Origin of the sequence: Sphingopyxis sp. (assembly GCF_035944815.1) — a bacterium.
Taxonomy (GTDB): domain Bacteria; phylum Pseudomonadota; class Alphaproteobacteria; order Sphingomonadales; family Sphingomonadaceae; genus Sphingopyxis.
Genome location: NZ_DASZAU010000002.1, coordinates 610,475 through 634,637, shown reverse-complemented (window position 1 = coordinate 634,637; position 24,163 = coordinate 610,475). Strand labels below are relative to the sequence as shown.

At 64.7% G+C, this 24,163-nt stretch carries 18 protein-coding genes, 1 tRNA gene and 2 rRNA genes; 10 read left to right on the top strand and 11 right to left on the bottom strand.

The window, feature by feature from the left end; genetic code table 11:
• From VGU00_RS04080 to VGU00_RS04070, 3 genes are all read left to right on the top strand, one after another.
• A 23S ribosomal RNA gene (locus VGU00_RS04080) occupies nucleotides 1-1,049 on the top strand; the annotation flags it as partial.
• Between the two features lie 116 nt (nucleotides 1,050-1,165).
• A 5S ribosomal RNA gene (rrf, locus tag VGU00_RS04075) occupies nucleotides 1,166-1,280 on the top strand.
• A 110-nt stretch (nucleotides 1,281-1,390) separates the two neighbouring features.
• A tRNA-Met gene (locus VGU00_RS04070) sits at nucleotides 1,391-1,467 on the top strand.
• 335 nt (nucleotides 1,468-1,802) lie between these two features.
• Here VGU00_RS04070 and VGU00_RS04065 read toward each other — a convergent pair.
• Nucleotides 1,803-2,417, bottom strand: a complete 615-nt coding sequence (locus VGU00_RS04065) for a TetR/AcrR family transcriptional regulator (protein WP_327465740.1) — start codon at nucleotides 2,415-2,417, stop codon at nucleotides 1,803-1,805.
• A gap of 89 nt (nucleotides 2,418-2,506) precedes the next feature.
• On the opposite strand from VGU00_RS04065, the gene VGU00_RS04060 reads away from it, so the two are divergent.
• From VGU00_RS04060 to VGU00_RS04045, 4 genes are all read left to right on the top strand, one after another.
• Nucleotides 2,507-3,934, top strand: a complete 1,428-nt coding sequence (locus VGU00_RS04060; protein WP_327465738.1) for an efflux transporter outer membrane subunit — start codon at nucleotides 2,507-2,509, stop codon at nucleotides 3,932-3,934.
• Nucleotides 3,934-5,082, top strand: a complete 1,149-nt coding sequence (locus tag VGU00_RS04055; RefSeq protein ID WP_414713495.1) for an efflux RND transporter periplasmic adaptor subunit — start codon at nucleotides 3,934-3,936, stop codon at nucleotides 5,080-5,082. Before VGU00_RS04060 ends, VGU00_RS04055 begins: the two co-directional genes overlap by 1 nt.
• A 15-nt stretch (nucleotides 5,083-5,097) precedes the next feature.
• Nucleotides 5,098-6,648 (top strand): DHA2 family efflux MFS transporter permease subunit, encoded by a 1,551-nt coding sequence (locus tag VGU00_RS04050; protein ID WP_327465734.1) that lies wholly within the window; start codon nucleotides 5,098-5,100, stop codon nucleotides 6,646-6,648.
• A 77-nt stretch (nucleotides 6,649-6,725) separates the two neighbouring features.
• Entirely contained in the window at nucleotides 6,726-8,606 is a 1,881-nt protein-coding gene (locus VGU00_RS04045) for an ABC-F family ATP-binding cassette domain-containing protein (RefSeq protein WP_327465733.1), read from the top strand.
• Between the two features lie 17 nt (nucleotides 8,607-8,623).
• Here the strand turns inward: VGU00_RS04045 and VGU00_RS04040 are convergent, their stop codons facing one another.
• Entirely contained in the window at nucleotides 8,624-8,905 is a 282-nt protein-coding gene (locus tag VGU00_RS04040) for a hypothetical protein (protein ID WP_327465732.1), read from the bottom strand.
• Nucleotides 8,906-9,015: 110 nt separating this feature from the next.
• On the opposite strand from VGU00_RS04040, the gene hppD reads away from it, so the two are divergent.
• Both hppD and VGU00_RS04030 read left to right on the top strand, forming a co-directional pair.
• Complete coding sequence (gene hppD / locus VGU00_RS04035) at nucleotides 9,016-10,104, top strand: 4-hydroxyphenylpyruvate dioxygenase (RefSeq protein WP_327465730.1); 1,089 nt, start codon at nucleotides 9,016-9,018, stop codon at nucleotides 10,102-10,104.
• Nucleotides 10,101-10,646: a VOC family protein gene (locus tag VGU00_RS04030; protein ID WP_327465728.1), complete on the top strand. Its 546-nt coding sequence runs from the start codon at nucleotides 10,101-10,103 to the stop codon at nucleotides 10,644-10,646. The genes hppD and VGU00_RS04030 overlap by 4 nt, the downstream gene beginning before the upstream one ends.
• Before the next feature lie 136 nt (nucleotides 10,647-10,782).
• Here the strand turns inward: VGU00_RS04030 and purH are convergent, their stop codons facing one another.
• From purH to VGU00_RS04015, 3 genes are all read right to left on the bottom strand, one after another.
• Nucleotides 10,783-12,375, bottom strand: a complete 1,593-nt coding sequence (gene purH / locus VGU00_RS04025) for a bifunctional phosphoribosylaminoimidazolecarboxamide formyltransferase/IMP cyclohydrolase (protein WP_327465726.1) — start codon at nucleotides 12,373-12,375, stop codon at nucleotides 10,783-10,785.
• A 195-nt stretch (nucleotides 12,376-12,570) separates the two neighbouring features.
• Nucleotides 12,571-13,587, bottom strand: a complete 1,017-nt coding sequence (locus VGU00_RS04020; RefSeq protein WP_414713494.1) for a phytase — start codon at nucleotides 13,585-13,587, stop codon at nucleotides 12,571-12,573.
• Nucleotides 13,588-13,602: 15 nt separating this feature from the next.
• Entirely contained in the window at nucleotides 13,603-15,057 is a 1,455-nt protein-coding gene (locus tag VGU00_RS04015) for a metallophosphoesterase family protein (protein WP_327465722.1), read from the bottom strand.
• 218 nt (nucleotides 15,058-15,275) lie between these two features.
• Between VGU00_RS04015 and VGU00_RS04010 the strand changes: the two genes are divergently transcribed.
• Nucleotides 15,276-17,627, top strand: coding sequence for a TonB-dependent receptor (locus VGU00_RS04010; protein WP_327465720.1), 2,352 nt, complete (start codon nucleotides 15,276-15,278; stop codon nucleotides 17,625-17,627).
• A gap of 39 nt (nucleotides 17,628-17,666) precedes the next feature.
• On the opposite strand, the gene VGU00_RS04005 is transcribed toward VGU00_RS04010, so the two are convergent.
• The 6 genes from VGU00_RS04005 to VGU00_RS03980 form a co-directional block, all read right to left on the bottom strand.
• Entirely contained in the window at nucleotides 17,667-19,445 is a 1,779-nt protein-coding gene (locus tag VGU00_RS04005) for a heparinase II/III family protein (RefSeq protein WP_327465718.1), read from the bottom strand.
• A gap of 3 nt (nucleotides 19,446-19,448) precedes the next feature.
• Nucleotides 19,449-20,120, bottom strand: a complete 672-nt coding sequence (rpe, locus tag VGU00_RS04000; RefSeq protein ID WP_327465716.1) for a ribulose-phosphate 3-epimerase — start codon at nucleotides 20,118-20,120, stop codon at nucleotides 19,449-19,451.
• An 88-nt stretch (nucleotides 20,121-20,208) separates the two neighbouring features.
• The gene (locus VGU00_RS03995) at nucleotides 20,209-20,451 is read right to left on the bottom strand and encodes a hypothetical protein (RefSeq protein WP_327465714.1); all 243 of its coding nucleotides are present in this window, start codon (nucleotides 20,449-20,451) and stop codon (nucleotides 20,209-20,211) included.
• The gene (locus VGU00_RS03990) at nucleotides 20,448-20,657 is read right to left on the bottom strand and encodes a toxin-antitoxin system HicB family antitoxin (protein ID WP_327465712.1); all 210 of its coding nucleotides are present in this window, start codon (nucleotides 20,655-20,657) and stop codon (nucleotides 20,448-20,450) included. The genes VGU00_RS03995 and VGU00_RS03990 overlap by 4 nt, the downstream gene beginning before the upstream one ends.
• A 9-nt stretch (nucleotides 20,658-20,666) precedes the next feature.
• A complete protein-coding gene (locus VGU00_RS03985) occupies nucleotides 20,667-21,572 on the bottom strand; it encodes an SPFH domain-containing protein (RefSeq protein ID WP_327465710.1) in 906 nt (301 codons plus the stop codon).
• Nucleotides 21,573-21,895: 323 nt separating this feature from the next.
• On the bottom strand, nucleotides 21,896-24,022 hold the full coding sequence (locus VGU00_RS03980) for a M3 family metallopeptidase (RefSeq protein WP_327465708.1): 2,127 nt from the start codon (nucleotides 24,020-24,022) through the stop codon (nucleotides 21,896-21,898).
• Between the last annotated feature and the right edge of the window lie 141 nt (nucleotides 24,023-24,163).

Here is a 24,163-nt window from a genome sequence, read left to right as displayed (position 1 = left end):
CTGACGCCTGCCCGGTGCCTGAAGGTTAAGTGGAGGGGTGCAAGCTCCGAAATGAAGCCCAGGTAAACGGCGGCCGTAACTATAACGGTCCTAAGGTAGCGAAATTCCTTGTCGGGTAAGTTCCGACCTGCACGAATGGCGTAACGACTTCCCCACTGTCTCCAGGAGATGCTCAGCGAAATTGAATTCTCCGTGAAGATGCGGAGTACCCGCGGTTAGACGGAAAGACCCCGTGCACCTTTACTGCAGCTTCAGAGTGGCATTAGGAAAGAACTGTGTAGCATAGGTGGGAGGCTTTGAAGCACTGGCGCCAGCCGGTGTGGAGCCATAGGTGAAATACCACCCTGTTGTTTTCTGATGTCTAACCTCGATCCATGAAACTGGATCAGGGACCCTCTGTGGCGGGTAGTTTGACTGGGGCGGTCGCCTCCTAAAGAGTAACGGAGGCGCGCGATGGTAGGCTCAGGACGGTTGGAAACCGTCTGTTAGAGTGCAATGGCATAAGCCTGCCTGACTGCGAGACTGACGAGTCGAGCAGAGACGAAAGTCGGTCATAGTGATCCGGTGGTCCCGAGTGGAAGGGCCATCGCTCAACGGATAAAAGGTACGCCGGGGATAACAGGCTGATGATTCCCAAGAGCTCATATCGACGGAATCGTTTGGCACCTCGATGTCGGCTCATCACATCCTGGGGCTGGAGCAGGTCCCAAGGGTTTGGCTGTTCGCCAATTAAAGTGGTACGTGAGCTGGGTTCAGAACGTCGTGAGACAGTTTGGTCCCTATCTGCCGTGGGCGTCGAAATTTGAGAGGAGTTGACCCTAGTACGAGAGGACCGGGTTGAACATACCTCTGGTGTACCTGTCGTGGCGCCAGCCGCGCAGCAGGGTAGCTATGTATGGACGGGATAACCGCTGAAAGCATCTAAGCGGGAAGCCTCCCTCAAGATAAGATTTCATAGAGCCGTGGAAGACCACCACGTTGATAGATCGGATGTAGAAGCGCGGTAACGCGTGGAGCTAACCGATACTAATTGCTCTATTCGCACTTAAGAGTCCCGCCATCAACGACAAGCCTGAGCGGTTTGTCCATGATAGTGGATGATTGATCAGACAGTATTGCACGGACATCGATTGATACCCTTTTTGACCCTACGCCGGCTTCATTGCTTGGTGACCATGGCGTCAGTGACCCACCCGATCCCATCTCGAACTCGGCCGTGAAACCTGACAGCGCCGATGGTACTACCGCTTAAGCGTTGGAAGAGTAGGACGTCGCCAGGCATTGTGGCCGGCGTAAGGTCGAAAGAAACCCATTCACAAAGTTAGAGGCCGGCAGCGATGCCGGCCTTTTGCTGTTTTTGCGGTCCCGAACGGCGATCGCAGCTGGTTGACGCGGGATGGAGCAGCCCGGTAGCTCGTCAGGCTCATAACCTGAAGGTCGTAGGTTCAAATCCTACTCCCGCAACCACCAAAAAGCCCGCCAGTCCTATCGGACGGCGGGCTTTTTTGCGTCTGGATCCCCCCCAGCAGCGGGCCCAATAGGATGCTATCCGGAAGGTCGCATCCCGGGAGCCAGCGCTTCGCGGCGCATCCGCCGCGCGGTTCTTTCGTGCCTGATCGCGGCTTCGCGGAGGCGCAGCGAAAGAAACGGGTCATCGCTCGCGTTTGCTTTCATCCGCGCGACGCGGGCAAGCTGCTCATAATAGATTGCGTCGCGAATCGGTTCCATCGCGCAATAATAACATATTCATGACACCCGAAATTTAGGATCATGTCCCGTTTCCGGACAGGTGGTGCGACCCTCTAGGACGCGTCCTCGGGTTTCCAGGCGCGGTAGAAGGTATCGACCGCGGCATCGACTTCGTCCTGGAGGCGGCTGAGATCGCGGCTTTCAGGGAGGTTCAGGATCGCGAACTGATAGAGGCCCGACTGGCACAGGCCCGCGAACTGCTGCACCGCGCGCATCGGGTCGCCCATACGGATTTCGCCGCGCACCATCTTTTCGCCGACCCACACGGCCGCCCGCGCCTTGCCGCGGCGCGGGCCGCGTTCGTAAAATGTCTCGGCTAGGTGCGGAAAGCGCTCGGCCTCGCCGACGACAAGGCGGAACAGCGACAGGAGCGGCGCCTGCGTCAGCTTGGTGATGAGCATGTTGCCAAAGGCCTGCAGGACGTCGGGTACCGGCTCGTCGACTGGCAAGTCGATTGCCAGCGCATCGCCATACTGCGCGACGATATCGTCGACGACCGCCTCGAATAATTCTTCCTTGGACGGGAAATAAGTCCAGAGCGTCGTCTTCGATCCGCCCACCTTTCCCGCGATCGAGGACATTGTCGTTCCGGCATAGCCATTCGCAAAGAACAGCTCGCGCGCGGCATCGACGAACGCCTTGCGGCGCATCGCCGCGGCATCGTCCAAGCCTGCCGTACCAGCTGGTATCATTTCGATTGACAACGCATCCTCCAAGGTTCAATGGCGCATGATACCAGCTAGTATCGTTGGAAGCCATGCCCCGAAATATTTTTCTCTCCGCCTCTATTCTCAGCCTGTTGGCGGGCTGTGCGAGCGTCCCCGATCTCGGGTCGAAGCCCGCGCCCGTCGCCGCCGAGTCGCTCGCATCGCAGGCATCGCTTCGCGGCGCGCAAGGCGAGTGGCCTGCCGAAGGCTGGTGGCAGGGCTTCGGCGACAGCCAACTCGACACCTTGATCGCGGAGGGCCTCGAGGGCTCGCCCGATGTCGCGATCGCGGCCGCGCGCGTGCGCGCCGCTGATGCCATGGCGCAGCAGGCGGGCGCGGCGCTGCTGCCGCGCGTCGGCGCCGAAGCCAGCGCCGGCGGCGTCCAGCAAAGCAAGAATATGGGCATCCCGCCGCAGTTCGTGCCCGACGGGATTCAGGATACCGGCCATGTTGCCGCGACCTTCAGCTTCGATCTCGACCTTTGGGGCCGCAATCGCGCGGCGCTCGCGGCGGCGACGTCGGAAGCCGAGGCCGCGCGCGTCGACGAAGCACAGGCGCGGTTGATGCTGACGACCGGAATCGCGTCGGCTTATACCGATCTTGCCGGCTATTATCATGCGCTCGATGTCGCAAACGAGGCGGTGCGCGTCCGCACCGCAAGCGCCGATCTGTCGGGCGAGCGCGCCCGCGCGGATATCGAGAATCAGGCCAGCCAGCGGCAGGCCGAAAGCCGCGCCGCATCGGCACGCGCCGACGTCGTCGCGCTCGAAGAAGCGATCGCGACGACGCGCAACCGGATCGCCGCACTGCTGGGGGCCGGCCCCGACCGCGGACTGACGATCGCGCGCCCGCAGATGGGGCGTCCGTCGCTCGGCTTGCCGGGCAATGCCGGGATCGACCTGATCGGTCGCCGCCCCGATATCGTGGCCGCCCGGCTGCGGTCCGAGGCCGCAGCGAAGCGTATCGACGTCGCGCGCGCCGATTTCTATCCCAACATCAGCCTGTCGGCGCTCGTCGGCCTCCAGTCGCTCGGACTCTCCAATCTGTTCAAATCAGGGTCCGAATATGGCAATGGCGGCGCCGCGATCAGCCTTCCGATCTTCGAGGGTGGACGGCTTGAGGGCCGCTATCGCGGTTCGCGCGCCGACTATGACGCCGCGGTCGCGACCTATGACCGCACGCTGATCGGCGCGCTGCGCGACGTCGCCGATATCGTCGCCAGCCGCGCGGCGGCCGAACGCCAGCTTGCCGGCCGCCGCGAGGCGCTCACAGCGGCCGCCGAAGCATCGAAACTCGCGTCGCTGCGCTATCGCGCCGGCCTTTCGAACCAGATCGTCCAGCTGACCGCAGAGGATAGCATGGTTGCGCTCAGTCGCGCCGTCGTCGACCTCGAAGCGCGCCAGCTGACACTCGATATCGCCCTGATCCGCGCGCTGGGCGGCGGATATCGGGCCAGCAATTCAACAGGAGACGAATGATGGCCGACGACACGGCTGCAGCCGCACCCGACGCTCCCGAAACCCAGCCCGAAGCCAATGGCGCCAGGCGCGCGAAGTTGCTCCGCATCCTCGCGCTCGTGGTCGTGACCGTCGCGATCCTGTGGGGCCTTTGGTATTTCCTGACGCAGGCGGGGCGCGTCCACACCGACAACGCCTATGTCGGGGCCGATTCGGCGCAGGTTACCGCGCTCGTTTCCGGCCCGGTGAAAGAGGTGCGCGTCAGCGGCACGCAGGCGGTGAAGAAGGGCGACATCCTCGTCATCCTCGACGACGCCGACCAGCGGATCGCGGTCGCCGATGCCGAAGCGGCGCTGCGCCTCGCGCGCCAGCGTTACGGTCAGGCTGACGCCAACGCCGATGCGGCCCGCGCGCGCGTCGCGGCGCGCGGCGCCGACGTGTCGCAGGCGCGCGCGCGGCTTCGCGACGCCAATGCCACCGTCGAGCGCGCCCGCGCCGAACTGTCGCGGCGCGAAAGCATTGCCGGAACCGGCGCGGTGTCGGGCGAGGAACTGACCGCCGCGCGCGCCGCGCTCGCCTCGGCGACGGCCGCGCGCGACCTTGCCGCGGCGGGCATCGCCTCGGCCGAGGCGACGCGCGGATCGGCGAGCGGCGACCTCGGCGCCGCCGAAGCAATCGTGCGCGGCACGACCGTCAACACCGCGCCCGACGTCGCGGCGGCCGAGGCGCGGCTCGAAAAAGCGAGGCTCGACCTTGCACGCACCGTGCTGCGCGCGCCGGTCGACGGCATCGTCACCAACCGGCAGGTTCAGGTGGGGCAGCGTATTGCGGCGGGGGCGCCGATCATGGTGATCGTCCCCATCAGCATCGCCTATGTCGACGCCAATTTCAAGGAAAGCCAATTTGGCGATATCCGCATCGGCCAGCCGGTCGAGCTGACCTCGGACTATTATGGCGGCGACGTCGTCTATCGCGGCAAGGTGATCGGCATCGCCGGCGGCACCGGCGCGGCCTTCTCGCTGATCCCTGCGCAGAATGCGACGGGTAATTGGGTGAAGGTTGTCCAGCGCCTGCCGGTGCGTATCGCGCTCGATCCGAAGGAGCTCAAGGCGCATCCGCTGCGTGTCGGGCTCTCGATGGAAGCCACGATCGACACGCGCGGCAACTGAGGCGCGGAGACGATCATGGCCAGCGCCGCCGCCCCCGCATCCGCCATCCCCGAAGAGCCGCAACCGCTCACCGGCGTGCGGCTGCTCGTCGCGGCCTTCGCGCTCGCGCTCGCCAATTTCGTCGTCGTGCTCGACACGACGATCGCCAATGTGTCGGTGCCGCATATTGCGGGCGGGCTCGCGGTGTCGCCGACGCAGGGGACATGGGTGATCACCAGCTATGCGGTCGCCGACGCGATCAGCGTGCCGCTCACCGGCTGGCTCGCGATGCGGTTCGGAACCGTGCGCTGGTTCATGATCTCGATCATCGGCTTCGGCATCTTCTCCTTCCTCTGCGGCGTGTCGCGCACGCTCGATGCTCTGGTGCTCTTTCGCGTGCTGCAGGGGCTCGCGGGCGGGCCGCTCATGCCGCTGTCGCAGATCTTGCTGCTGCGCATCTTTCCCAAGGAAAAGGCCGGGGTCGGTCTTGCGATCTGGGCGATGACGACCACCACTGCGCCGATCCTCGGGCCGATCCTCGGCGGGACGATCAGCGACAATTGGACGTGGCCGTGGATATTCTTCATCAACCTGCCCGTCGTCGCGATCTGTGCCTTCGGCGTCTTCACGCTGCTCACGCCATTCGAAACCAAACGGGCAAAGGCCCGCATCGATGTCATCGGCCTGATTCTGCTCGTCGTCTCGGTCGGCGCGTTCCAGATCATGCTCGACACCGGGCGCGAGCATGACTGGTTCGGATCGACGTGGATCATCGGGCTCGCGATCGTTGCCGCGATCAGCTTCGCCGCTTTCGTGATCTGGGAATTGACCGACGCCAATCCCGTGGTGAACCTGCGCATCTTCCGTTTCCGTGGTTTCAGCTTCGCGACGATGGCGATATCCCTGGGCTTTGGTGCCTTCTTCGCGCAGGTCGTCCTCACGCCGCTCTGGCTCCAGCAGGTCGCGGGCTATACCGCGACCGAGACGGGCTTCATCGTCGCCTGGCTCGGCGTGTTCGCGGTACTGTTGTCCCCCGTCGCAGCGGGGCTGATCACCAAGGTCGACGTGCGCATCACCATCTGCGCCGGCATCCTCTGGATGGCGTTCATGTCGATCCTGCGCGCGAGCTGGAATGCCGACGTCGGTTACTGGACGCTCGCGCTGCCGCATATCTTGCAGGGGATCGGCATGCCCTTCTTCTTCGTCGGGCTGACCGCGCTTGCGCTGAGTTCGGTGCCTGCGCAGCATCAGACGTCGGCTGCGGGACTGATGAGCTTCCTGCGCACGCTGTGCGGTGCGATCGGTACTGCGGTCGCGACGACGGCGTGGGACGATGCCAGTCGCACCTCGCGCTCCGAACTCGTCTCCTCGCTCAACAATCCCGAAGCGACGATGACCTCGCTGCAAAATGCCGGCTTCACGCTCGAACAGGCGCGCGCCGCGATCGAGCGGCTGGTCGAGGTGCAGGCCTCGACGCTCGGGGTGCTTCACCTGTTCCTCGCTTCGGGCGTGGTGTTCGTGATCGCCGCGATATCGGTGTGGTTCGCGCCGCGGCCGAAACAGATTTCGATGGGCGGCGGGCACTAGGGGGCTGACCCTGGCGTCACTGCACGATAACCGCGTCGGGCTTGGGCTTCGACGCGGGCCATGCTAGGCGCGCCGCCATGTTGACGATCAATGGCCTCACTGTCCGCCTCGGCGGGCGCACTATCCTCGACCGCGCGGGTGCCAGCCTGCCGGGCAAAAGCCGCACCGGCCTGATCGGGCGCAACGGCGCGGGCAAATCGACCTTGATGAAGGTGATGATCGGCCAGCTCGAAGCCGACGAGGGCGGCATCGAAATGCCGCGCAAGACGCGCGTCGGCTATATTGCGCAGGAAGCGCCGAGCGGCACCGCGACGCCGTTCGAAACCGTGCTCGCGGCCGACACCGAACGCGCCGAATTGCTCGCGGCGTCGGAGGTCGAGCAGGATGCGCACAAGCTCGGCGACATCCACGAACGGCTGATCGCGATCGACGCCTATGCGGCGCCCGCACGCGCCGCGCGCATCCTGATCGGATTGGGCTTCGACGAAGAGATGCAGGGGCAGCCGCTCGACAGTTTCTCGGGTGGGTGGAAGATGCGCGTCGCGCTCGCGGCTTTGCTCTTCTCGAACCCCGATCTGCTGCTGCTCGACGAACCCTCGAACCACCTCGATCTCGAAGCGACGATGTGGCTCGAAAGCTTTTTGCGCGCCTATCCCGGCCAGCTCGTCGTGATCAGTCACGAACGCGACCTGCTCAACAATGTCGTCGACCATATCCTCCACCTCGAAGGCGGCAAGGTCACGCTCTATCCCGGCGGCTATAACGACTTCGAGCGCCAGCGCGCCGAGCGGATCGCGCAGCTCGCCGCCGCCAAGGCCGCGCAGGATGCGCAGCGCGCGAAGCTGCAGGATTATGTTGCGCGCAACAGCGCGCGCGCCTCGACCGCGAAACAGGCGCAGTCGCGCGCGAAGCAGCTCGCGAAGATGCAGCCGATCGCCGCCGTCGCGGAGGACCCGAGCCTCGTCTTCGACTTCCCGAGCCCCGACGAGCTGAAACCGCCGCTGATCACGCTCGACCTCGCGAGCGTCGGCTACACGCCGGGCGCGCCGATCCTGACGCGGCTCAACCTGCGGATCGATCCCGACGACCGCATCGCGCTCCTCGGCCGCAACGGCAACGGCAAGACGACGCTCGCGCGCCTGCTCGCGGCGCAGCTGACCCCGATGGACGGCGCGATGGCGGCGTCGGGCAAGATGCGCGTCGGCTATTTCACCCAATATCAGGTCGAGGAACTCGACGGCAGCGACACCCCGCTCGGCCATATGACGCGCGTGATGGCCGGCAAGACGCCGGGCGCGGTGCGCGCGCAGCTCGGCCGCTTCGGCTTCACCGGCAACAAGGCGACGACCGAGGTTGGCAAGCTGTCGGGCGGCGAACGCGCGCGACTCGCGCTCGCGCTGATCACGCGCGACGCGCCGCATCTCCTCATCCTCGACGAACCGACCAACCACCTCGACGTCGACGCGCGCGAGGCGCTCGTGCAGGCGCTCAACGGCTTCGACGGCGCGGTGCTGATCGTCAGCCACGACCGCCATATGCTCGAACTCACCGCCGACCGCCTCGTCCTCGTCGACGACGGCACCGCGCGCGATTTCGACGGCAGCATGGACGATTATGTCGCCTTCATCCTCGGCAAGGGCGCCCCGGCGAAGGAAAAGGCGTCGAAGGCCGACCGCAAGGAAGACCGCAAGGCCGCCGCCGCGGCGCGCGAGGCGGCGGCGAAGATCAAGAAAGACGTCTCGGATGCCGAGGCCGACCTTGCCAAATATCAGGTCATTCTCTCCGCGATCGACCGCGCGATGTTCGACCCGCAGGGCGCCGCGAACGAATATAAGGGCCTGACGATGAGCGAGCTGTCGCAGCGGCGCGGCAAGATCGTCGCCGCGCAGGAAGCGGCCGAAGCGCGCTGGGTAGCGGCGAGCGAAGCGCTGGAGGCGTTCGAGACCGCTGCGGCGTAGACGTCAGTTATGCCAATTTAGCTGTTGCGCTCCGTCACCCAAAGCTTGGTGCCAATAGGCACGTCCGCCTTTCCGAGTCCGCTTCCCAGCAACAACGGAATGCACGTGGCATTGGCGGGACGAAAACTCTCCATGCCCCTCACGATTGATTCTACCTTGGACCCATCGGGCCTTTCAAGCGTGATGGCGTCGCCAATTTTGATGCGCCAATTTCCATCCAAAGGAATGCCGGGCGCGACGATCAGTCCGCGACCGCTAATGTCAAAAGTATCTTCCACTGTGGATAGGTGCGTCAGCATCGCTCGATCATATCGAGCCGATCCGCCCTTACAAGGTCTAAGCCCCGCATTGACTCCGCAACCACGATCCATCATAATAGTTTCAATTGAAACTAGATGGGATTGCGATCATGGCCGACCTCTTCGAAAATCCGCTGGGCCTCGACGGCTTCGAGTTCGTCGAATTTTCGGCACCGGAGAAGGGCATTCTCGAACCCGTGTTCGAGGCGATGGGCTTCGCACTGATCGCGCGCCACCGCTCGAAGGACGTGCAGCTGTGGCGGCAGGGCGGCATCAACCTGATCGCCAATTACGAACCCAAATCGCCTGCCGCCTATTTCGCCGCCGAGCATGGCCCGTCGGCGTGCGGCATGGGCTGGCGCGTCCGCGACGCCGCCAAGGCTTATAGCGAAGCCGTCGAACGCGGCGCCGAGCCGGTCGAGGTCAACCCCGGCCCGATGGAACTGCGCCTCCCCGCGATCCGCGGCATCGGCGGCTCGATCATCTATCTGATCGACCGCTATGGCGACGACCTCAGCATCTACGATATCGACTTCGTCTATGAAGAGGGTGTCGATCGCCACCCCGTCGGCGCGGGGATGCAGCTCATCGATCACCTGACGCACAATGTCTATGGCGGCCGCATGGCGCATTGGGCGGCGTTCTACGAGCGTATCGCGGGTTTCCGCGAGATCCGCTATTTCGACATCAAGGGCGAATATACCGGCCTGACCTCGAAGGCGATGACCGCCCCCGACGGCAAGATCCGCATCCCGCTCAACGAAGAGGGAGCGGGCGGCAAGGGGCAGATCGAGGAATATCTGCGCGCGTATAATGGCGAGGGCATCCAGCATATCGCCTTCAGCTGCGACGATCTCTACGCGGCGTGGGACAAATTGAAGGCGCTCGGCAATCCCTTCGCCCCCTCGCCGCCGGCGACCTATTACGAGATGCTCGAAGAGCGGCTTCCGGGCCATGGCGAGTCGGTCGAGGGACTCCAGTCGCGCGGCATCCTGCTCGACGGCTCGACCACCGAAGGCGATCCGCGCCTGCTGCTCCAGATTTTCGGCCAGACCGTCATCGGCCCCGTCTTCTTCGAATTCATCCAGCGCAAGAAGGACGAAGGGTTCGGCGAGGGCAATTTCACCGCGCTGTTCAAATCGATGGAAATGGACCAGATCCGCCGCGGCGCGCTGACCGTCGAGGAACCCGCCGAATGACCAGCCCGATCAAATTGGGCGGCGTCCATCATGTCGCCTATCGCTGCAAGGATGCGAAGGAAACGGTCGACTGGTACGAGGCCATGCTCGGCATGACCTACACGACCGCCTTTGCCGAGGATCATGTGCCGTCGACGGGCGAGTATGACCCCTATATGCACGTGTTCCTCGACGCAGGGAACGGCAACATCCTCGCCTTCTTCGAGCTGCCCAACCAGCCCGACATGGGCCGCGACGAGAATACGCCCAAATGGGTCCAGCATCTCGCGTTCAAGGTCGGCAGCTATGACGAGCTTGTCGCCGCGAAAGAGCATCTGACCGCGAACGGCATCGACGTGCTCGGGCCGACGCACCACGGCATTTTCAAGTCGATCTATTTTTTCGATCCCAACGGCCACCGCGTCGAACTCGCGTGCGACATCGGCACCGACGAACAATATGCCGAACTGAAGCGCGTCGCGCCGCTGATGCTCGACGAATGGAGCCAGACCAAAAAGGCCCCGCGCCACGCCGACTGGCTGCACCAGGCGGCGAACGAGTAAACGTTCGAATAGAATTAGAGCGGCGTGCCCCTGCGAAGGCAGGGGCCCATCTCCCCCGCTATCATGATATGTCGCCGCCGGTTGAACCGCGCAAGGATAGGTGATGGGCCCCTGCCTTCGCAGGGGCACAGGCCCATCAGTGGCGGAAGTGGCGCATCCCCGTAAACACCATCGCGAGCCCGGCGTCGTTCGCGGCCGCGATCACCTCGTCGTCGCGGATCGAACCGCCGGGCTGGATCACGCAGGTCGCCCCCGCCTCGACCGCGGCGAGCAGGCCGTCGGCGAAGGGGAAGAAGGCGTCGCTGGCGACCGCGCTGCCGACGGTTCGGGCTTCGGTCCAACCATGCGATTCAGCGGCTTCGCGTGCCTTGACCGCGGCGATGCGCGCGCTGTCGCGGCGGTTCATCTGCCCCGCGCCGATGCCCGCGGTCGAACCGCCCTTGGCATAGACGATCGCGTTCGACTTCACATGCTTGGCGACGGTCCAGGCGAACAGCGCGTCGGTGAGTTCCTCCTCGGTCGGCGCACGTTCGGTCACGACCTTGAGATCGCCGACGCCGATGCGGCCATTGTCGCGGCTCTGCGCGAGCCAGCCGCCGGCGATCGTCTTCAGCATCAGCCCGCCGCGCGCCGGATCGGGCAGTTCGCCCGTCAGCAGCAGGCGCAAATTCTTCTTCTTCGCGAACACCGCACGCGCGTCGGCGTCGGCGTCGGGCGCGCAGACGACTTCGGTGAAGATGCCGCTGATCAATTCGGCCGTTGCGCCGTCGAGCGGCCGGTTGACCGCGATGATCCCGCCGAACGCCGAGACATCGTCGCACTTCAGCGCCGCGTCATAGGCTTCGGCGATCGTCGCGGCGGTCGCGACGCCGCACGGGTTGGCGTGCTTGACGATGACGCAGGTCGGGCCCGCTTCGCGGAATTCGGCGACGAGTTCGAGCGCCGCATCGGCGTCGTTGATATTATTGTAGCTGAGTTCCTTGCCCTGCACCTGTTCGGCCTGCGCGATGCCGCGCGCGGCGGGGCCGGCGGGCAGGTAAAGCGCGGCCTGCTGATGCGGATTCTCGCCATAGCGCAGTTCGTTCGCGAGCTTCGCGGTCAGCGGCAGCGTGTCGGGGAATAGCTTGCCCTGGTCGACAAAGGCGAACCAGCTCGCGATCATCCCGTCATAGGTCGCGGTGTGCGCAAAGGCGGTCGCGGCGAGCCGCTTGCGCAGCGCGAACGTCGTCGCGCCGCCATTGGCGTCCATCTCTTCGATGACTGCGGAATAATCCTCGGGCTCGGTGACGATGCCGACGAAGGCATGGTTCTTCGCCGACGAGCGCACCATCGCGGGGCCGCCGATGTCGATATTCTCGATGATCTCGTCGCGCGCGGCGCCCTTCGCGACGGTCGCGGCGAAGGGGTAAAGGTTGACCACCACCAGATCGATCGCGCCGATGCCATGTTCGTCCATCGAGGCGACATGCGCGGCGTCGTCGCGCACCGCGAGGATGCCGCCATGCACCGTCGGGTGCAACGTCTTGACGCGGCCGTCCATCATCTCGGGAAAGCCGGTGAGGTCCGACACGTCGAGAACGGTGTGACCCGCCTCGCGCAGCGCCTTCGCGGTCCCGCCGGTCGACACCAGCTCGACGCCGTGGCGGACGAGCGCGGCGGCAAGCTCGGCGAGCCCCGCCTTGTCGCTGACGGACAGCAGGGCACGGCGGACGGGAATCAGGTCGGTCATGGGAAGGGCGGCCTTTGAGGATAGGAAAGACGCGGCCCCCCTAGGCGGGTGCGCTCGCTATCGCAAGCGTTGGGCCACAAAAACACCCTGTCGTCCCCGCGAAGGCGGTGACCCATCCCCTGCTGGCTCTATCTTGCGCCATTTGGAGATGGACCCCTGCCTTCGCAGGGGCGCACGATACCGCTTCGCTCCAGTCTAGAGGCCGAGTGAAGCCGCGATATGGTCCCAGCGCACCAGTTTGAAATTCTGCGCCTTGGGCGCATTGTCGCCGTCCTGCGCAAGGAAGAGGCCGTCGGGGAAGGCGGGGCCGAAATTGCCCGCGACCGCCTCGATCCCGTCGGTCTCGCTCGTTGCGCCGAACGCGCCCGCGGCAACGGCAAAGCGGCCGACATAGTCGACGCCGGGCAGACGGAAGACCGCATAGCTATTGTCGCCCTGCGACGATGCGAGAAGGTAACGCTGGCCCTTGTGGTCGATCGTCGCGAGGCCCTCGACGTCGGCGACGAGGCGCTGGTTGTCGACCGGCGCAACGAGGCGCGCGGTTGCGGTCTTGCCGTTCGGTACGAGCTGCCAGATGCCGGCGTCTTCCTCGCCGACATAGAGCGTGTCGCCGTCGAAGACGCAGCCCTCGGACTGGGTCGGGATCTTATATTCCCACTGCGCCGCAAAGGTCGGAGCGCCGTCGACGGTCAGCGTGCCGACGCGCACCGTGCCGTCCTTGACGATCAGCGCCGCGGTGATCGGCGCGCCGGGCGCGGTCTTTTTGAGGCAAAGCCCATAGGCTTCGCCGGTACCCGCAGCGGCGCGGCCGAGCGCGACGATCGCCGGCTTGTCGGCGTCGAGACGGAAGATCGCGAGGTGCGCGTTCACTCCGTCGTTGCGGTCGCTCGCGACGATGATGTTGCCCGCGACGTCGACATTGTTGACGAGGCCCGCCTGCGCGAAGGCGATATCCTTGCCGGTCAGGTCATAGATGTGGAGCCCCGCCTTCTTGTCGGTCGCGACGATCAGCGCGCGGTTCGGGTTGGCGGGGTCGACCCAGACCGCCGGATCGTCGGCGGCATCGGCGCGGCCGGTGCCGACGGGCGCGGTCTCGCCGGTGGCGGCGACCTGAACCGGCGGCAGGCCGAAGATGACGGGTTCGCGCGCGGCACAGCCGGCGAGCGTTGCGGCGAGCGCGGCGGCGGCGAGCAGTCCGGACGTGCGGTTCATCATTTCCCCCTGATATTATTTGCCCGACGCGACGCAGCGGCCGCCGTCGGGACCGACGTCACCCGCGCACCGGCGGGCGGCGATCGTCGGCTCTTCGATCTCGCTCAGGCGATTGCCGCTTGTCGTGCGCTCGAGGTTAAAGCCGTCATAGAGTTTCCCCGACGCCGTATAGGTGCGGAACTTGAGCGCCTTCGGCGTGACGTCGACGATCTGGTAAAGTTCGGTCGCCTCGGCGATCTTGTCGGGCTGGCTGCCGGCGCGGTCGTTGAGCCGGTACATCTTCGACCCCGTCACCGACACCAGATAGACCGGCCCCTGGATGCCGCCGTCGGCACGCGCCTTGGCATTGGCTTCGCGGCCCGCTTCGCCCGTGAGGCGGCTGTAGCAGTGGTCGTGGCCCTGCAGCACGAGGTCGACCTTGCGCTTCTCGAACACCGGCTTCCACGCCGCCTTGATTTCCTTTGTGTCGTTCGGCCGCGCGCAGGTGAAGACGGGCTGGTGGAACAGTACGACGTTCCAGTTCGCCTTCGACGAGGCGAGCGCCGCGTCGAGCCAGTCGGTCTGGGCCTTCATAGCGCCGAGGTCGATCGCGGCGGTTCCGTCGAGGACGATGAAGCGCACGCCCTGATAGTCGGTGTAGTAGGTCGTCGCCTTCACGGGGTCGGGGCCGTTCGACGGCAGCGCGAATTGTGCCGGCCAATAGGGGCCGAGTCGGCGGCTTTCGCTGCCGTCGGCTTTCAGCACGTCGACATATTCATGATTGCCCGTCGCGGGGACCTGCGGGACGCTGGCATAATTATAGCCGCCGGCCTGATTCCACTCGCCCCATTCGTCGTCATGATCGAGGTCGTCGCGCTGGCCGACGAGGTCGCCCGCATGCGCGACGAGGCGAATGTCGCCATGGGCAAGGAAGGCCTGCCGGATCACGCGGCTGGCATAAGTCAGGATGCCGTTCTGGATGTCGCCGAGATAGAGGAAGCGGAAGGGCTTTGCCTCCGCCGCGGCAGTGCGGAACTGATACCATTCGCTCCAGCCCGCGGCGCCCCTGACGCGATAGGCATAGACGGTGTCCGGGGTCAGGCCGATGAAGCGCACCTGATGGTAGAGCGCCGGGCCATAGCTGCTGTCGATGGGCATCGATGTACCGGAAACGAGCTTTGCCTTTTCCTCGAGCGTGGGCCCGTCGACCGACACCGCGATTTGGGCCTGGGACTCGGCCTGCGCGGTATCGGTGCGAAAGGCGACCGCCATCTCGCGCGCCGGGTTGGCGCCGGGCGTGAGGACGATGCGGTCGGGAAGATTTTTGGGCGCGTAAGGAAGACCCGCAGAACGGGGGATGGGAGCGCCATCCTCGGTCGTGGTGACGACGGGAAAAGCCGGTGTCTGCGGCTCGGCGGCAACGGCGGCCGAGAGCGTCGCGGCGGCAAATAGTGGCAGGCCGAAATAAAAGCCCAGTCTTTTCCGAATCATGGCGTCTGCACTACCCCCTTTGGCCGGAATGCCCGCTTTGCGCCGCCGATCCTTGCCGGAAAACCGCGGTGCGCCGGCCCCGTTCCAGCAATATGACGCGGCGTCAATCCCACAATATTTCCGTCACTTAACTGTCATCGATGCGTCATAGAGCGCGATGCAAACTGTCACACACCCCCCCTAGAGGCGCGGCAACCATAACAGGGGGTAACGACAAGATGATTCGAACTTTCAGCCTTCAGTCCGTCGCCGCGATCGCTCTCGCGACCGCGCTGCTCTCCTCCCCCGCCATCGCGCAGGATGCGCCGATCCCCGCCGCCGAAGAGGATCGCGGCGACGGCCCGATCACGACCTCGCAGGAAATCGTCGTCCTCGGCAGCGTCGGCTATCGCAACCGCACCGAAGAGGCCGAGCCCGTCCTCTCCTACGACAGCGAATTCTTCCAGCGCTTCGAGCCGCTCACCGCGGGCGATGCGCTGAAGCGCGTGCCGTCGGTGACCTTCCTGTCCGACGTGATCGAAAGCGATGGCGCGCGCCTTCGCGGCCTGCCCCCCGGCTATACGCAGATACTGATCAACGGCGAGCGCGTTCCCGGCACCAACGCCGACCGCAGCTTTTTCCTCGACCGCATCCCCGCCGAATTGATCGACCGCGTCGAGATTGTCCGCTCCTCGTCGGCGCGGCGCACCGGCGACGCGGTCGCGGGCACGATCAACATTGAACTGCGCGACGGTTATGAACTCGACGGCGGCTATATCCGCGCCGGCGGCCTCTATTATGACGACAAGGAACTCGAGCCGAGCATTGGCGCCGTCTATGGCGGCGCGGTCGGCCCCGGCCGCCTGCTGATCGGCCTCAACTTCCAGGGGCGCCACAACCCAAAGAAGAAATATTCGCTGCGCTACGGCGATTCGCCCGAGAATAATCCCGATTATGCGACCGACGACTTCGACAATCGCGAGGATCAGCGCGATACGCGCGACGGCAAGGATTATTCGGCGAACCTCAATTACGAAATCGACGGCGAAACGACCGATTTCCGCATCTCGGGCTTCTATGTCCGCACCGACCGTACCGAAACCGAGCGCAGCTTCGAATATGACGATCCGACCGCGGTCACCGGCCCGCTGCCCGACGGCAACCTGCTGAGCGACAACAGCAACATCAACAATATCGACCAGGAAAACTACAGCATCGACGCCCGTCTCTCGCACCGCTGGTCGCTCGGCAAAACGACGCTGAAGGTCGGATTTGCGCGCTTCGACGACAAGCAGCGCGAGACCGAGAACGAGATCGGTTTCGACGTCGACTATGACGATGGCGAGGTGCCCGAATTCGAACAGGCCTTCTTTGCGACCGACACCACCGACAAGGAATTCACCGCCAAGCTCGATCATGAAATCGAACTCGGCAACGATATCCAGCTCGTCGTCGGCGGCTATTACCAGAAGAAGACGCGCAAGATGTCGACGCTGACCTTCGAGGGCGAGGCCGAAGTTGATCAGCCCGGTTACGACCAGTTCATCGACAATCCGGATGATTTCGCGCTGCCTTTTGCCGATCTTGAGGAGCAGGATCCAATCCTCAACCGGATCAAGGAACGCCGCCTAGACGGCTTTGCGCTGGTCCAGGGCAAATCGGGTGGCCTGACGTGGGAAGCGGGTGTTCGCTACGAAACCACGAAGCTCGACACCGTCGATTTCAGCGACCCCGACGATGTCCTCGCGCAGAACAAGAAATATGAAAAATTCCTGCCGTCGGCGTCGATCAAGTTCGACCTGACTGCCCGCGACCGTATCACCGCGTCGGTCGCGCGTACCAATCGCCGGCCCGAATTCAACTATGTCACGCCGGCGACGCTCCGCGAAGAAATCGGCGACAATGACCTGCGCGGCAATCCGCAGCTCGATCCCGAAACCTCATGGGGTGCCGATCTCGGCTATGAACGCCGCATCGGCCGCACCGGGGTCGTCGGTATCAACGTCTTTTACCGCGACGTGACGAATCTGATCGAGGTCACCGGCACCGACGAAGAGGGGTCGGAAGGCCCGGGCACCATCGTCTACGTCCCGCAGAATGTCGGCGACGGCAAAGTCTATGGCGTCGAATTCGACCTTTCGACCGACCTCGGCTTCCTCGGCCTGCCCAACACCGGCGTGTTCGGCAATATCTCGTGGCTCGACAGCGAGATCACCGATTTTGCGGGCAAGCGCCGTTTCAACGGCCAGTCCGAATATGTTTACAACGTCGGCTTCATCCAGGACCTGCCGAAATGGGGCGTTGCGTTCGGCGCGACGCACCGCAAGCAGGGCGCGGCATTCGACCGCGTGATCGGCGAGGAAATCCGCACCACCTATGGCGCCGACCTCGAAATCTTCGTCGAAAAGCGCTTCGGCAGCAACTTCACGATCCGCGCGGTCGGTTCGAACCTGCTGAACGGCGCGAAGCGCGAGGCGTTCAACAAGTTCGACGATGCGGCCGACCAGCTCGACCGCGACTTCGACGAATATGAGCTCGAAAGCGAAAAGGCGGGGCCGGTGTTCCAGATCATGGCGCGCTACGCCTTCTGACCGGATGTCGGATGGGGAGCGGATTAGTCCCGCCGCTCCCTATCCGATATGTTTGAAGATCCAGCCGATGCTCGCGCCGCCCGCCGGCGCCATGCCGGTGACGACCAGCTGTTCGCACGGATAGGGCCGGCCTTCGCCGTCGACCCACAGGCTTTCCTCGACCGCCAGTTCGCCCTCGGACGTGCGGAACTGCCACAGCGGACCGCCGTTGATGCGCAGCAGCGCACCGAGCTTGTCGGCGGTCAGGCTTGCCGAGATGTTGCGGCCAAGGTGAAAGCGCATCGTGAAGCCCTTGTCGCCCTTGCGCCGCGTGCGCGGGGCGGGGAGCAGCATGTCCTCGCCGCGCAGCTCGCGCCCGTTCGGTGACAGGATCAGGAGCCGGCGATGGATCAGCCCGTGGCGGCGTGCATAGCCGTCGTGGCTCATCTCCAGCCGGCTGCCCTGCGGCGTTTCGCGCCGGTCGAGCTCGACCTCGGTCACGCCCTTGCCGAGCGAGCCATTGGCGAGGATCGCGGTCGAATTGCTGTCGGCAAGCGTCAGCGTCGAATGCGCAGCGGTGGTGCGGAGGCCGCGGGCCAGGTCGGCGGGGATCGTCGCGCCGGTCAGCGCGGCACCGCCGCAATTGACGACGATACGCTCGTCGCCGTCGCTGAGTTCGAAGGCGAGGGTCGAGGCGCAGCCCGCCTCGGTCACGCGGGCGATCGGTGGCGGCGCGGCATCGGCGAGCAGTACGACCTTGTTCGCGACCAGCCGCTGATAGCCCCAGTCGCGCGCCTGTTTCAGCGGCCGGGTACGCACGCCGCTGGCGTCGATGATCGACTGGACATAGGCGGCGGAGGTTGCGCCGCTGCCCTGCCAGCTGCCCATGCCGCCGTCGCTGTGGAGCAGGCCGAGCAGCGCGGGCACCGCACGCGCCAGCACCTCCTGGACGAAGGGCGGCACCTCCATGCGGCGCATGTCATAGATGCGCGCGAGCATCGACAGCGCCATGATTGCGTCGAGCTGCGCCTGCGGCGAACGCGAGATGTTGCCGCCGTCGGCATAGAAGCTGGTCTCGAGCACCTTTCGCAAGCCGGCCTCGCCGAACACCTGCCGCGGCTCCCCGCCGGGCATCAGCAGCGAGGCGGCGACGATGCCGACCCACGCGACCATCTGGCCAGTACCAGGCCGCGTCTTGTCGGCGACGCGGTCGAGGTGACGCGCGGCGCGGGCGAGATGGTTGAGTACCGCCGAACGGTAGATCAGGTCGCTCGACGACAGGATCAGCGGCGCGTGCGCGGCCCAGAACAGGATGCGCCACGCGGTATTGTCGGCCTTCCACGCCGGTTCGCTTACCGTTTCGCCGTGCGTGCCGAGCCAGTGGCGGACGACGGCCTCGGCAATCGGTGCGCCGTCGGCGCGCGATCCGGTCGCGGCCAGGTCGCGCAGCCATGCGAAGCTGTGGAGATAGTCGGCAAAGGTCGGCGCGACGTCGAGCGCCGCGAAATCGAGCTCGCCGAGCGGCAGTTTCAATCCGCGGTGCAGGAAATGGCCGGCGCGGATCGCGGTGCCTGCGCGGGTGTCGCCGGGCACCGGGTCGGCGGGCACGCCGAGCAGCTTGAGCGGGAAACGCCCCTTCAGGCGAAAGGCGTGGAGCGGCGTGCGCCAGGTCAGCCGCGTGATCGCATTGGCGACGCGGTCGCCCAGCGACAGCCCCTTGTCGGCGGGAAGGCGGATCAGCCTTTTGCCGGGTTCGATCGTATCGTCGAGCAGGGCGGCGTCGTCGCCGGAAGCGGGCGGCGGATCGGCGGGGGCGGCGGTCAACGGTCTCCCCTTCATCGATCAGGCGCCCCGCAGCCGCCGGATATTGTCGGCATAAGCGTCGGGCCCGCCCTTGAAGGTCGCGGTGCCCGCAACCAGCACGTCGGCGCCCGCGGCGATCGCCAGCGGGGCGGTCCCCGCGTCGATGCCGCCATCGACCTCGAGCCGGATGTCGCGCCCCGACTTGTCGATCATCTTCCTGACCGCCTCGATCTTGCGAAGCTGGCTCGAAATGAAGCTCTGGCCGCCAAAGCCCGGGTTGACGCTCATGATCAGGACAAGGTCGATGTCGTCGATCAGATAATCGAGCATCTTCGCCGGCGTCGCCGGATTGAGCGAGACACCCGCCTGTTTGCCGAGCGATTTGATGTGCTGGACGGTGCGGTGGATGTGCGGCCCCGCCTCCGGATGGACGGTGATGATGTCGGCGCCTGCCGCAGCGAAGGCATCGAGGAAATGGTCGACCGGCGAGATCATCAGATGGACGTCGAAGGGCAGGGTCGAATGCGGGCGCAGCGCCTTCACCACCGCCGGGCCGATCGTCAAATTGGGGACATAATGGCCATCCATCACGTCGATATGGACCCAGTCGGCGCCCGCAGTCTCGATCGCGCGTACCTCTTCGCCCAGGCGTGCGAAATCGGCGCTGAGGATCGACGGGGCGATGCGAACGGGGGCGGTGGCGGCGGTCATAGAGACCGGCCTTAACCATCTAGCGAGTCGGGGGCAAGCCGGGGTGGGGGCGTGATCGGCAGCTATCCCCAAATAATGTCGCGCGACCCTATCGCCAGCGCCATCCGCCTTCGGTCTTGGTGCGGTAAATCGGCATCGGGGCGAGCCCCGCGAGCACGACCGCGATCGTCATCATCGCCGGCCGATCATGCAGCACCACGGCCAGCCCGGTGATCATTGCAATATGCAGCGCGAGGAAGAACCAGCCTTCCCAAACTATCGGCAAGCCGGTGCCATAGCCGCGACTTTTGGCGCGGAACCACGGGCCCTTGCGCATGAACAGGTGCATCATGATCCGCTCTCCTCCTTGGGCGGCCGTCCGCGCTTCGGCGCCTCGGACCGTTTCACGTCGACGCCGCGGCGCGCCAGCGCCTCGCGCAGCAATATCTCGATCTCGGCATTGGCGCTGCGCAACTCGGCGGCCGCCATCCGCTCGATCGCCGCATAAAGCGCGGGATCGAGACGGAGGGCAAAGGCCTTTTTGGTCGTCGCAGCCATCGTCCGGTCTCAGTAGAGCGAGCCGGTGTTGACGACGGGCTGCGTGTCGCGTTCGCCGCAGAGGACCACCATCAGGTTCGACACCATCGCCGCCTTGCGCTCGTCGTCGAGGTCGACGACATTTTTCTCGGACAGATGCTGGAGCGCCATTTCGACCATCGTCACCGCGCCTTCGACCAGCTTCTTCCGCGCGGCGATCACCGCTTCGGCTTGCTGCCGGCGGAGCATCGCGCCGGCGATCTCGGGGGCATAGGCAAGGTGCGTCAGCCCGCATTCGTCGACGGTGATACCGGCAACTTCCAGCCGCTCGATCAGCGCCTTGCGCAGTTCCTCGCCGACCTCGTCATGATTGCCGCGCAGCGTGACTTCCTGATGCTCGATATCGTCATAGGGGTAGCGCGAGCCGATCGATCGCACTGCGGCCTCGATCTGCGCCATCACGAATTCCTTGTAATCGTCGACGTCGAACAGCGCCTGCGCGGTGTCGGTGACGCGCCACACGACCTGCGCCGCCATTTCGATCGGATTGCCGCGCAGGTCGTTGACCTTGATCTTGTCCGAAATCACGTTGTTCGCGCGGACCGCGATCTTCTTGCGCGACAGCCAGGGCAGGACCCAGCGGAGCCCTTCCTCGCGATCGGTGCCCCGATAGGCGCCGAACAGCTGGACCGCCGCCGCTTCGTTCGGGTTGATCATGTAAAAGCCGCAGAGGATGATCGTCCCGATTACCGCGCTCGCGGCGACGACCGCCCACTTCCAGTTCCAGTCGATCCCCTCGCTGCCGATATTGCTCGTCGCCGCCCAGATCGCGACGCCCAGCAATATCAGCCAGATCAGCAGCATCAGATAGCCGCTCTGCGTATTGGCGCGCGTCTCGCGACTGCGGTTAAGCGCCCTTGTCCCTGCTTCGACCATATTTCCCTCCGAATCATTCGATATAATGATGATATCATATTTATATCGAAATGGCCGCTGGTCAATCGGGATTTTGCGGGTGGGAACGGGTGTCGGTTTCGGGGTGGGAAGCTGCCACTCCCAATATTCGTCATCCCCGCGAAAGCGGGGACCCAGAGCATGCGTAAGCTGACTCCACACTGGGTTCCCGCTTTTGCGGGAATGACGAAGTTATAAGAACCGAAACGTCCGCAGCCGGTCGAAACCGCTCGGAACCCGCTCTCGCCGGGCGCCCAAAACAAAGGGGGCGAAATCGCCCCCTTTGCCTCCCCGGTTTCGTTCGTTCACTCGGTCGGAAAACCGCGCTTCTCGAGCAGCGCCTTCACGTCGGGATCGCGGCCGCGGAAGGCGCGATAGGCCTCGGCGCGGTCGGTCTCGTTGCCGGTCATGAGCAGGATCGTGCGGAACTTGTCGGCGATGCTGCGGTCCCACGGGCCGCCGGCTTCGGTAAAGGCCGCCCAGGTGTCGGCGTCCATCGTTTCCGACCAGAGGTAGCTGTAATAGCCCGCCGAATAGGCGTCCGAACTGAACAGGTGACCGAATTGCGGCAGGCGGTGGCGCATGACGATTTCCTTCGGCATGCCCATCTCGGCGAGCGTTTCGCGTTCGAACTTGTCGACGTCGGTCACCGGCACCTTGCGGTCGTGGATCTTCATGTCGACGATCGCGCTCGAGAGGTACTCGACCGTCTCGAACCCCTGGTTGAACTTGTTCGACGCGAGGATCTTGTCGACCAGCGCCTGCGGGATCGGCGCGCCCGTCTTGTAGTGCGTCGCATATTTCGACAGCACCTCGGGGGTCATCAGCCAATTCTCGTTCACCTGGCTCGGATATTCGACGAAATCGCGCGGAACGCCGCCAAGGGCCGGGTAAGTGATGTGCTGCAGCAGATAATGGATGCCGTGGCCGAACTCGTGGAACAGGGTCGTCGCATCGTCGAGGCTGACGAGCGTCGGTTCGCCCTTTGCGGCCTCGGTGAAGTTGTTGTTGTTCGACGCGAGGACATTGCGTTCGCCGCCCAGCGTCTGCTGGCTGCGATAGGTCGTCATCCACGCGCCCGACCGTTTCCCGTCGCGCGCGAAATTGTCGAGATAGAGCAGGCCGACATTTTCGTTCGTCTTGAGGTTATAGACCTCGAACGTGCGAACCTTGGGATCGAAGACGGGCACGGTGCCGGTATTTTCGCGGAAGCCGAGGTCGTAGAGCTGACCCGCCGACCAGAACATGCCCTCGACCAGCTTGTCGAGCTGAAGATAGGGTTTCACCTCGCTTTCATCGAGGTCGTATTTCGCCTTGCGGACTTTCTCGGCGTAGAAGCGATAGTCCCACGGTTCGATCGTGATTTTCGGGCCGTTGCCGGCTTTCGCTTCCTGATCGGCGATCGCCTGCATGTCGGCGACCTCTTCCTTCACGCGCGCGACCGCCGCGGGCCAGACCTTCATCATCAGGCCCATGGCATTTTCGGGCGTCTTCGCCATCGTGTCGGCCATGCGATAATTGGCGTGCGTCGCGAAACCGAGCAGTTCGGCGCGCTGCTGGCGGAGCTTCAATATTTCGGCGATCGTCGCATTGGTGTCGTTCGCATCGCCATTGTCGCCGCGGCCGACAAAGGCCTTCCAGATCTTTTCGCGCAGCGCGCGGTTGGTCGCGTTCTGCAACACCGGCTGCGCCGACGAGCGGGTGTTCTTGATCGCCCACTGGCCCGGCTTGCCGTTGGCTTCGGCGGCCGAGGCGAGCGATGCGACGAAACCGGGTTCGAGACCCGCGAGTTCGGCCTTGTCGGTCACGAAGGTGTAGAGCTTCTCGTCGCCGAGCAGTTTCGACGAAAAGGCCGAGAAGAGCCCTTCGAGCTTGGCATTGAGTTCGACCAGCTTCGCCTTGTTCGCCGGCGACAGGTTTGCGCCGTCGCGCACCATCTCGTCATAGCTGCGTTCGACGATGCGGATCTGCTGCGCGTTGAGCCCGCTCGAATTGCGCTTGTCGTACACCGCCTTGTAGCGCGCGAAGAGCTTCGGCTCGAGGAACAGCTCGGTGTAGAAGGTGGAGAGCTTGGGGCTCCATTCGGCATCGATATCCTCGACGCGGTCGTTCGACTTGTTCGACGTCTGCACGCCCCACAGCGCGTAGACGCGCTCCATCGTCTCGCCGGCCAGCTGCATCGGGACATGCGTATTCTCGAAGGTCGGCGCTTCGGGGTTGTCGATGACCGCCTGCACCTCGGCCTTCACTTCGGCCATGCCCTTGGTGAAGGCATCGGGGAACAGCTCGGGGTCCATCTTGTCCCACGGCGGCACCCCTTCATAGGGGCCGGTCCACGGCGCGAGCATCGGGTTTTCGCCCGCGGGGGTGGTGGCGGCCGGCCCGGAAGCGGTTGCGGCGGCGGTCGGTTCGGCGGCGGTTGCGATGGTCATCTGGCTATAACCCACCATCATCGCGGTGGATGCAAGCAGGATCGACAAAGGACGGGCGAAAGGGTGCGCGGTGCGCGACATCGGTTAATCTCCCCGGAGGATAAGGTTTCGGACGAAACCATGTCGGGGGGCGTCTTAACC

Coding starts and splice junctions, on each gene's coding strand:
- VGU00_RS04060 (WP_327465738.1), top strand. CDS start 2,507: ATGCCCCGAAATATTTTTCTCTCCGCCTCTATTCTCAGCCTGTTGGCG.
- VGU00_RS04055 (WP_414713495.1), top strand. CDS start 3,934: ATGGCCGACGACACGGCTGCAGCCGCACCCGACGCTCCCGAAACCCAG.
- VGU00_RS04050 (WP_327465734.1), top strand. CDS start 5,098: ATGGCCAGCGCCGCCGCCCCCGCATCCGCCATCCCCGAAGAGCCGCAA.
- VGU00_RS04045 (WP_327465733.1), top strand. CDS start 6,726: ATGTTGACGATCAATGGCCTCACTGTCCGCCTCGGCGGGCGCACTATC.
- VGU00_RS04040 (WP_327465732.1), bottom strand. CDS start 8,905: ATGCTGACGCACCTATCCACAGTGGAAGATACTTTTGACATTAGCGGT.
- hppD (WP_327465730.1), top strand. CDS start 9,016: ATGGCCGACCTCTTCGAAAATCCGCTGGGCCTCGACGGCTTCGAGTTC.
- VGU00_RS04030 (WP_327465728.1), top strand. CDS start 10,101: ATGACCAGCCCGATCAAATTGGGCGGCGTCCATCATGTCGCCTATCGC.
- purH (WP_327465726.1), bottom strand. CDS start 12,375: ATGACCGACCTGATTCCCGTCCGCCGTGCCCTGCTGTCCGTCAGCGAC.
- VGU00_RS04020 (WP_414713494.1), bottom strand. CDS start 13,587: ATGAACCGCACGTCCGGACTGCTCGCCGCCGCCGCGCTCGCCGCAACG.
- VGU00_RS04015 (WP_327465722.1), bottom strand. CDS start 15,057: ATGATTCGGAAAAGACTGGGCTTTTATTTCGGCCTGCCACTATTTGCC.
- VGU00_RS04010 (WP_327465720.1), top strand. CDS start 15,276: ATGATTCGAACTTTCAGCCTTCAGTCCGTCGCCGCGATCGCTCTCGCG.
- VGU00_RS04005 (WP_327465718.1), bottom strand. CDS start 19,445: ATGAAGGGGAGACCGTTGACCGCCGCCCCCGCCGATCCGCCGCCCGCT.
- rpe (WP_327465716.1), bottom strand. CDS start 20,120: ATGACCGCCGCCACCGCCCCCGTTCGCATCGCCCCGTCGATCCTCAGC.
- VGU00_RS03995 (WP_327465714.1), bottom strand. CDS start 20,451: ATGATGCACCTGTTCATGCGCAAGGGCCCGTGGTTCCGCGCCAAAAGT.
- VGU00_RS03990 (WP_327465712.1), bottom strand. CDS start 20,657: ATGGCTGCGACGACCAAAAAGGCCTTTGCCCTCCGTCTCGATCCCGCG.
- VGU00_RS03985 (WP_327465710.1), bottom strand. CDS start 21,572: ATGGTCGAAGCAGGGACAAGGGCGCTTAACCGCAGTCGCGAGACGCGC.
- VGU00_RS03980 (WP_327465708.1), bottom strand. CDS start 24,022: ATGACCATCGCAACCGCCGCCGAACCGACCGCCGCCGCAACCGCTTCC.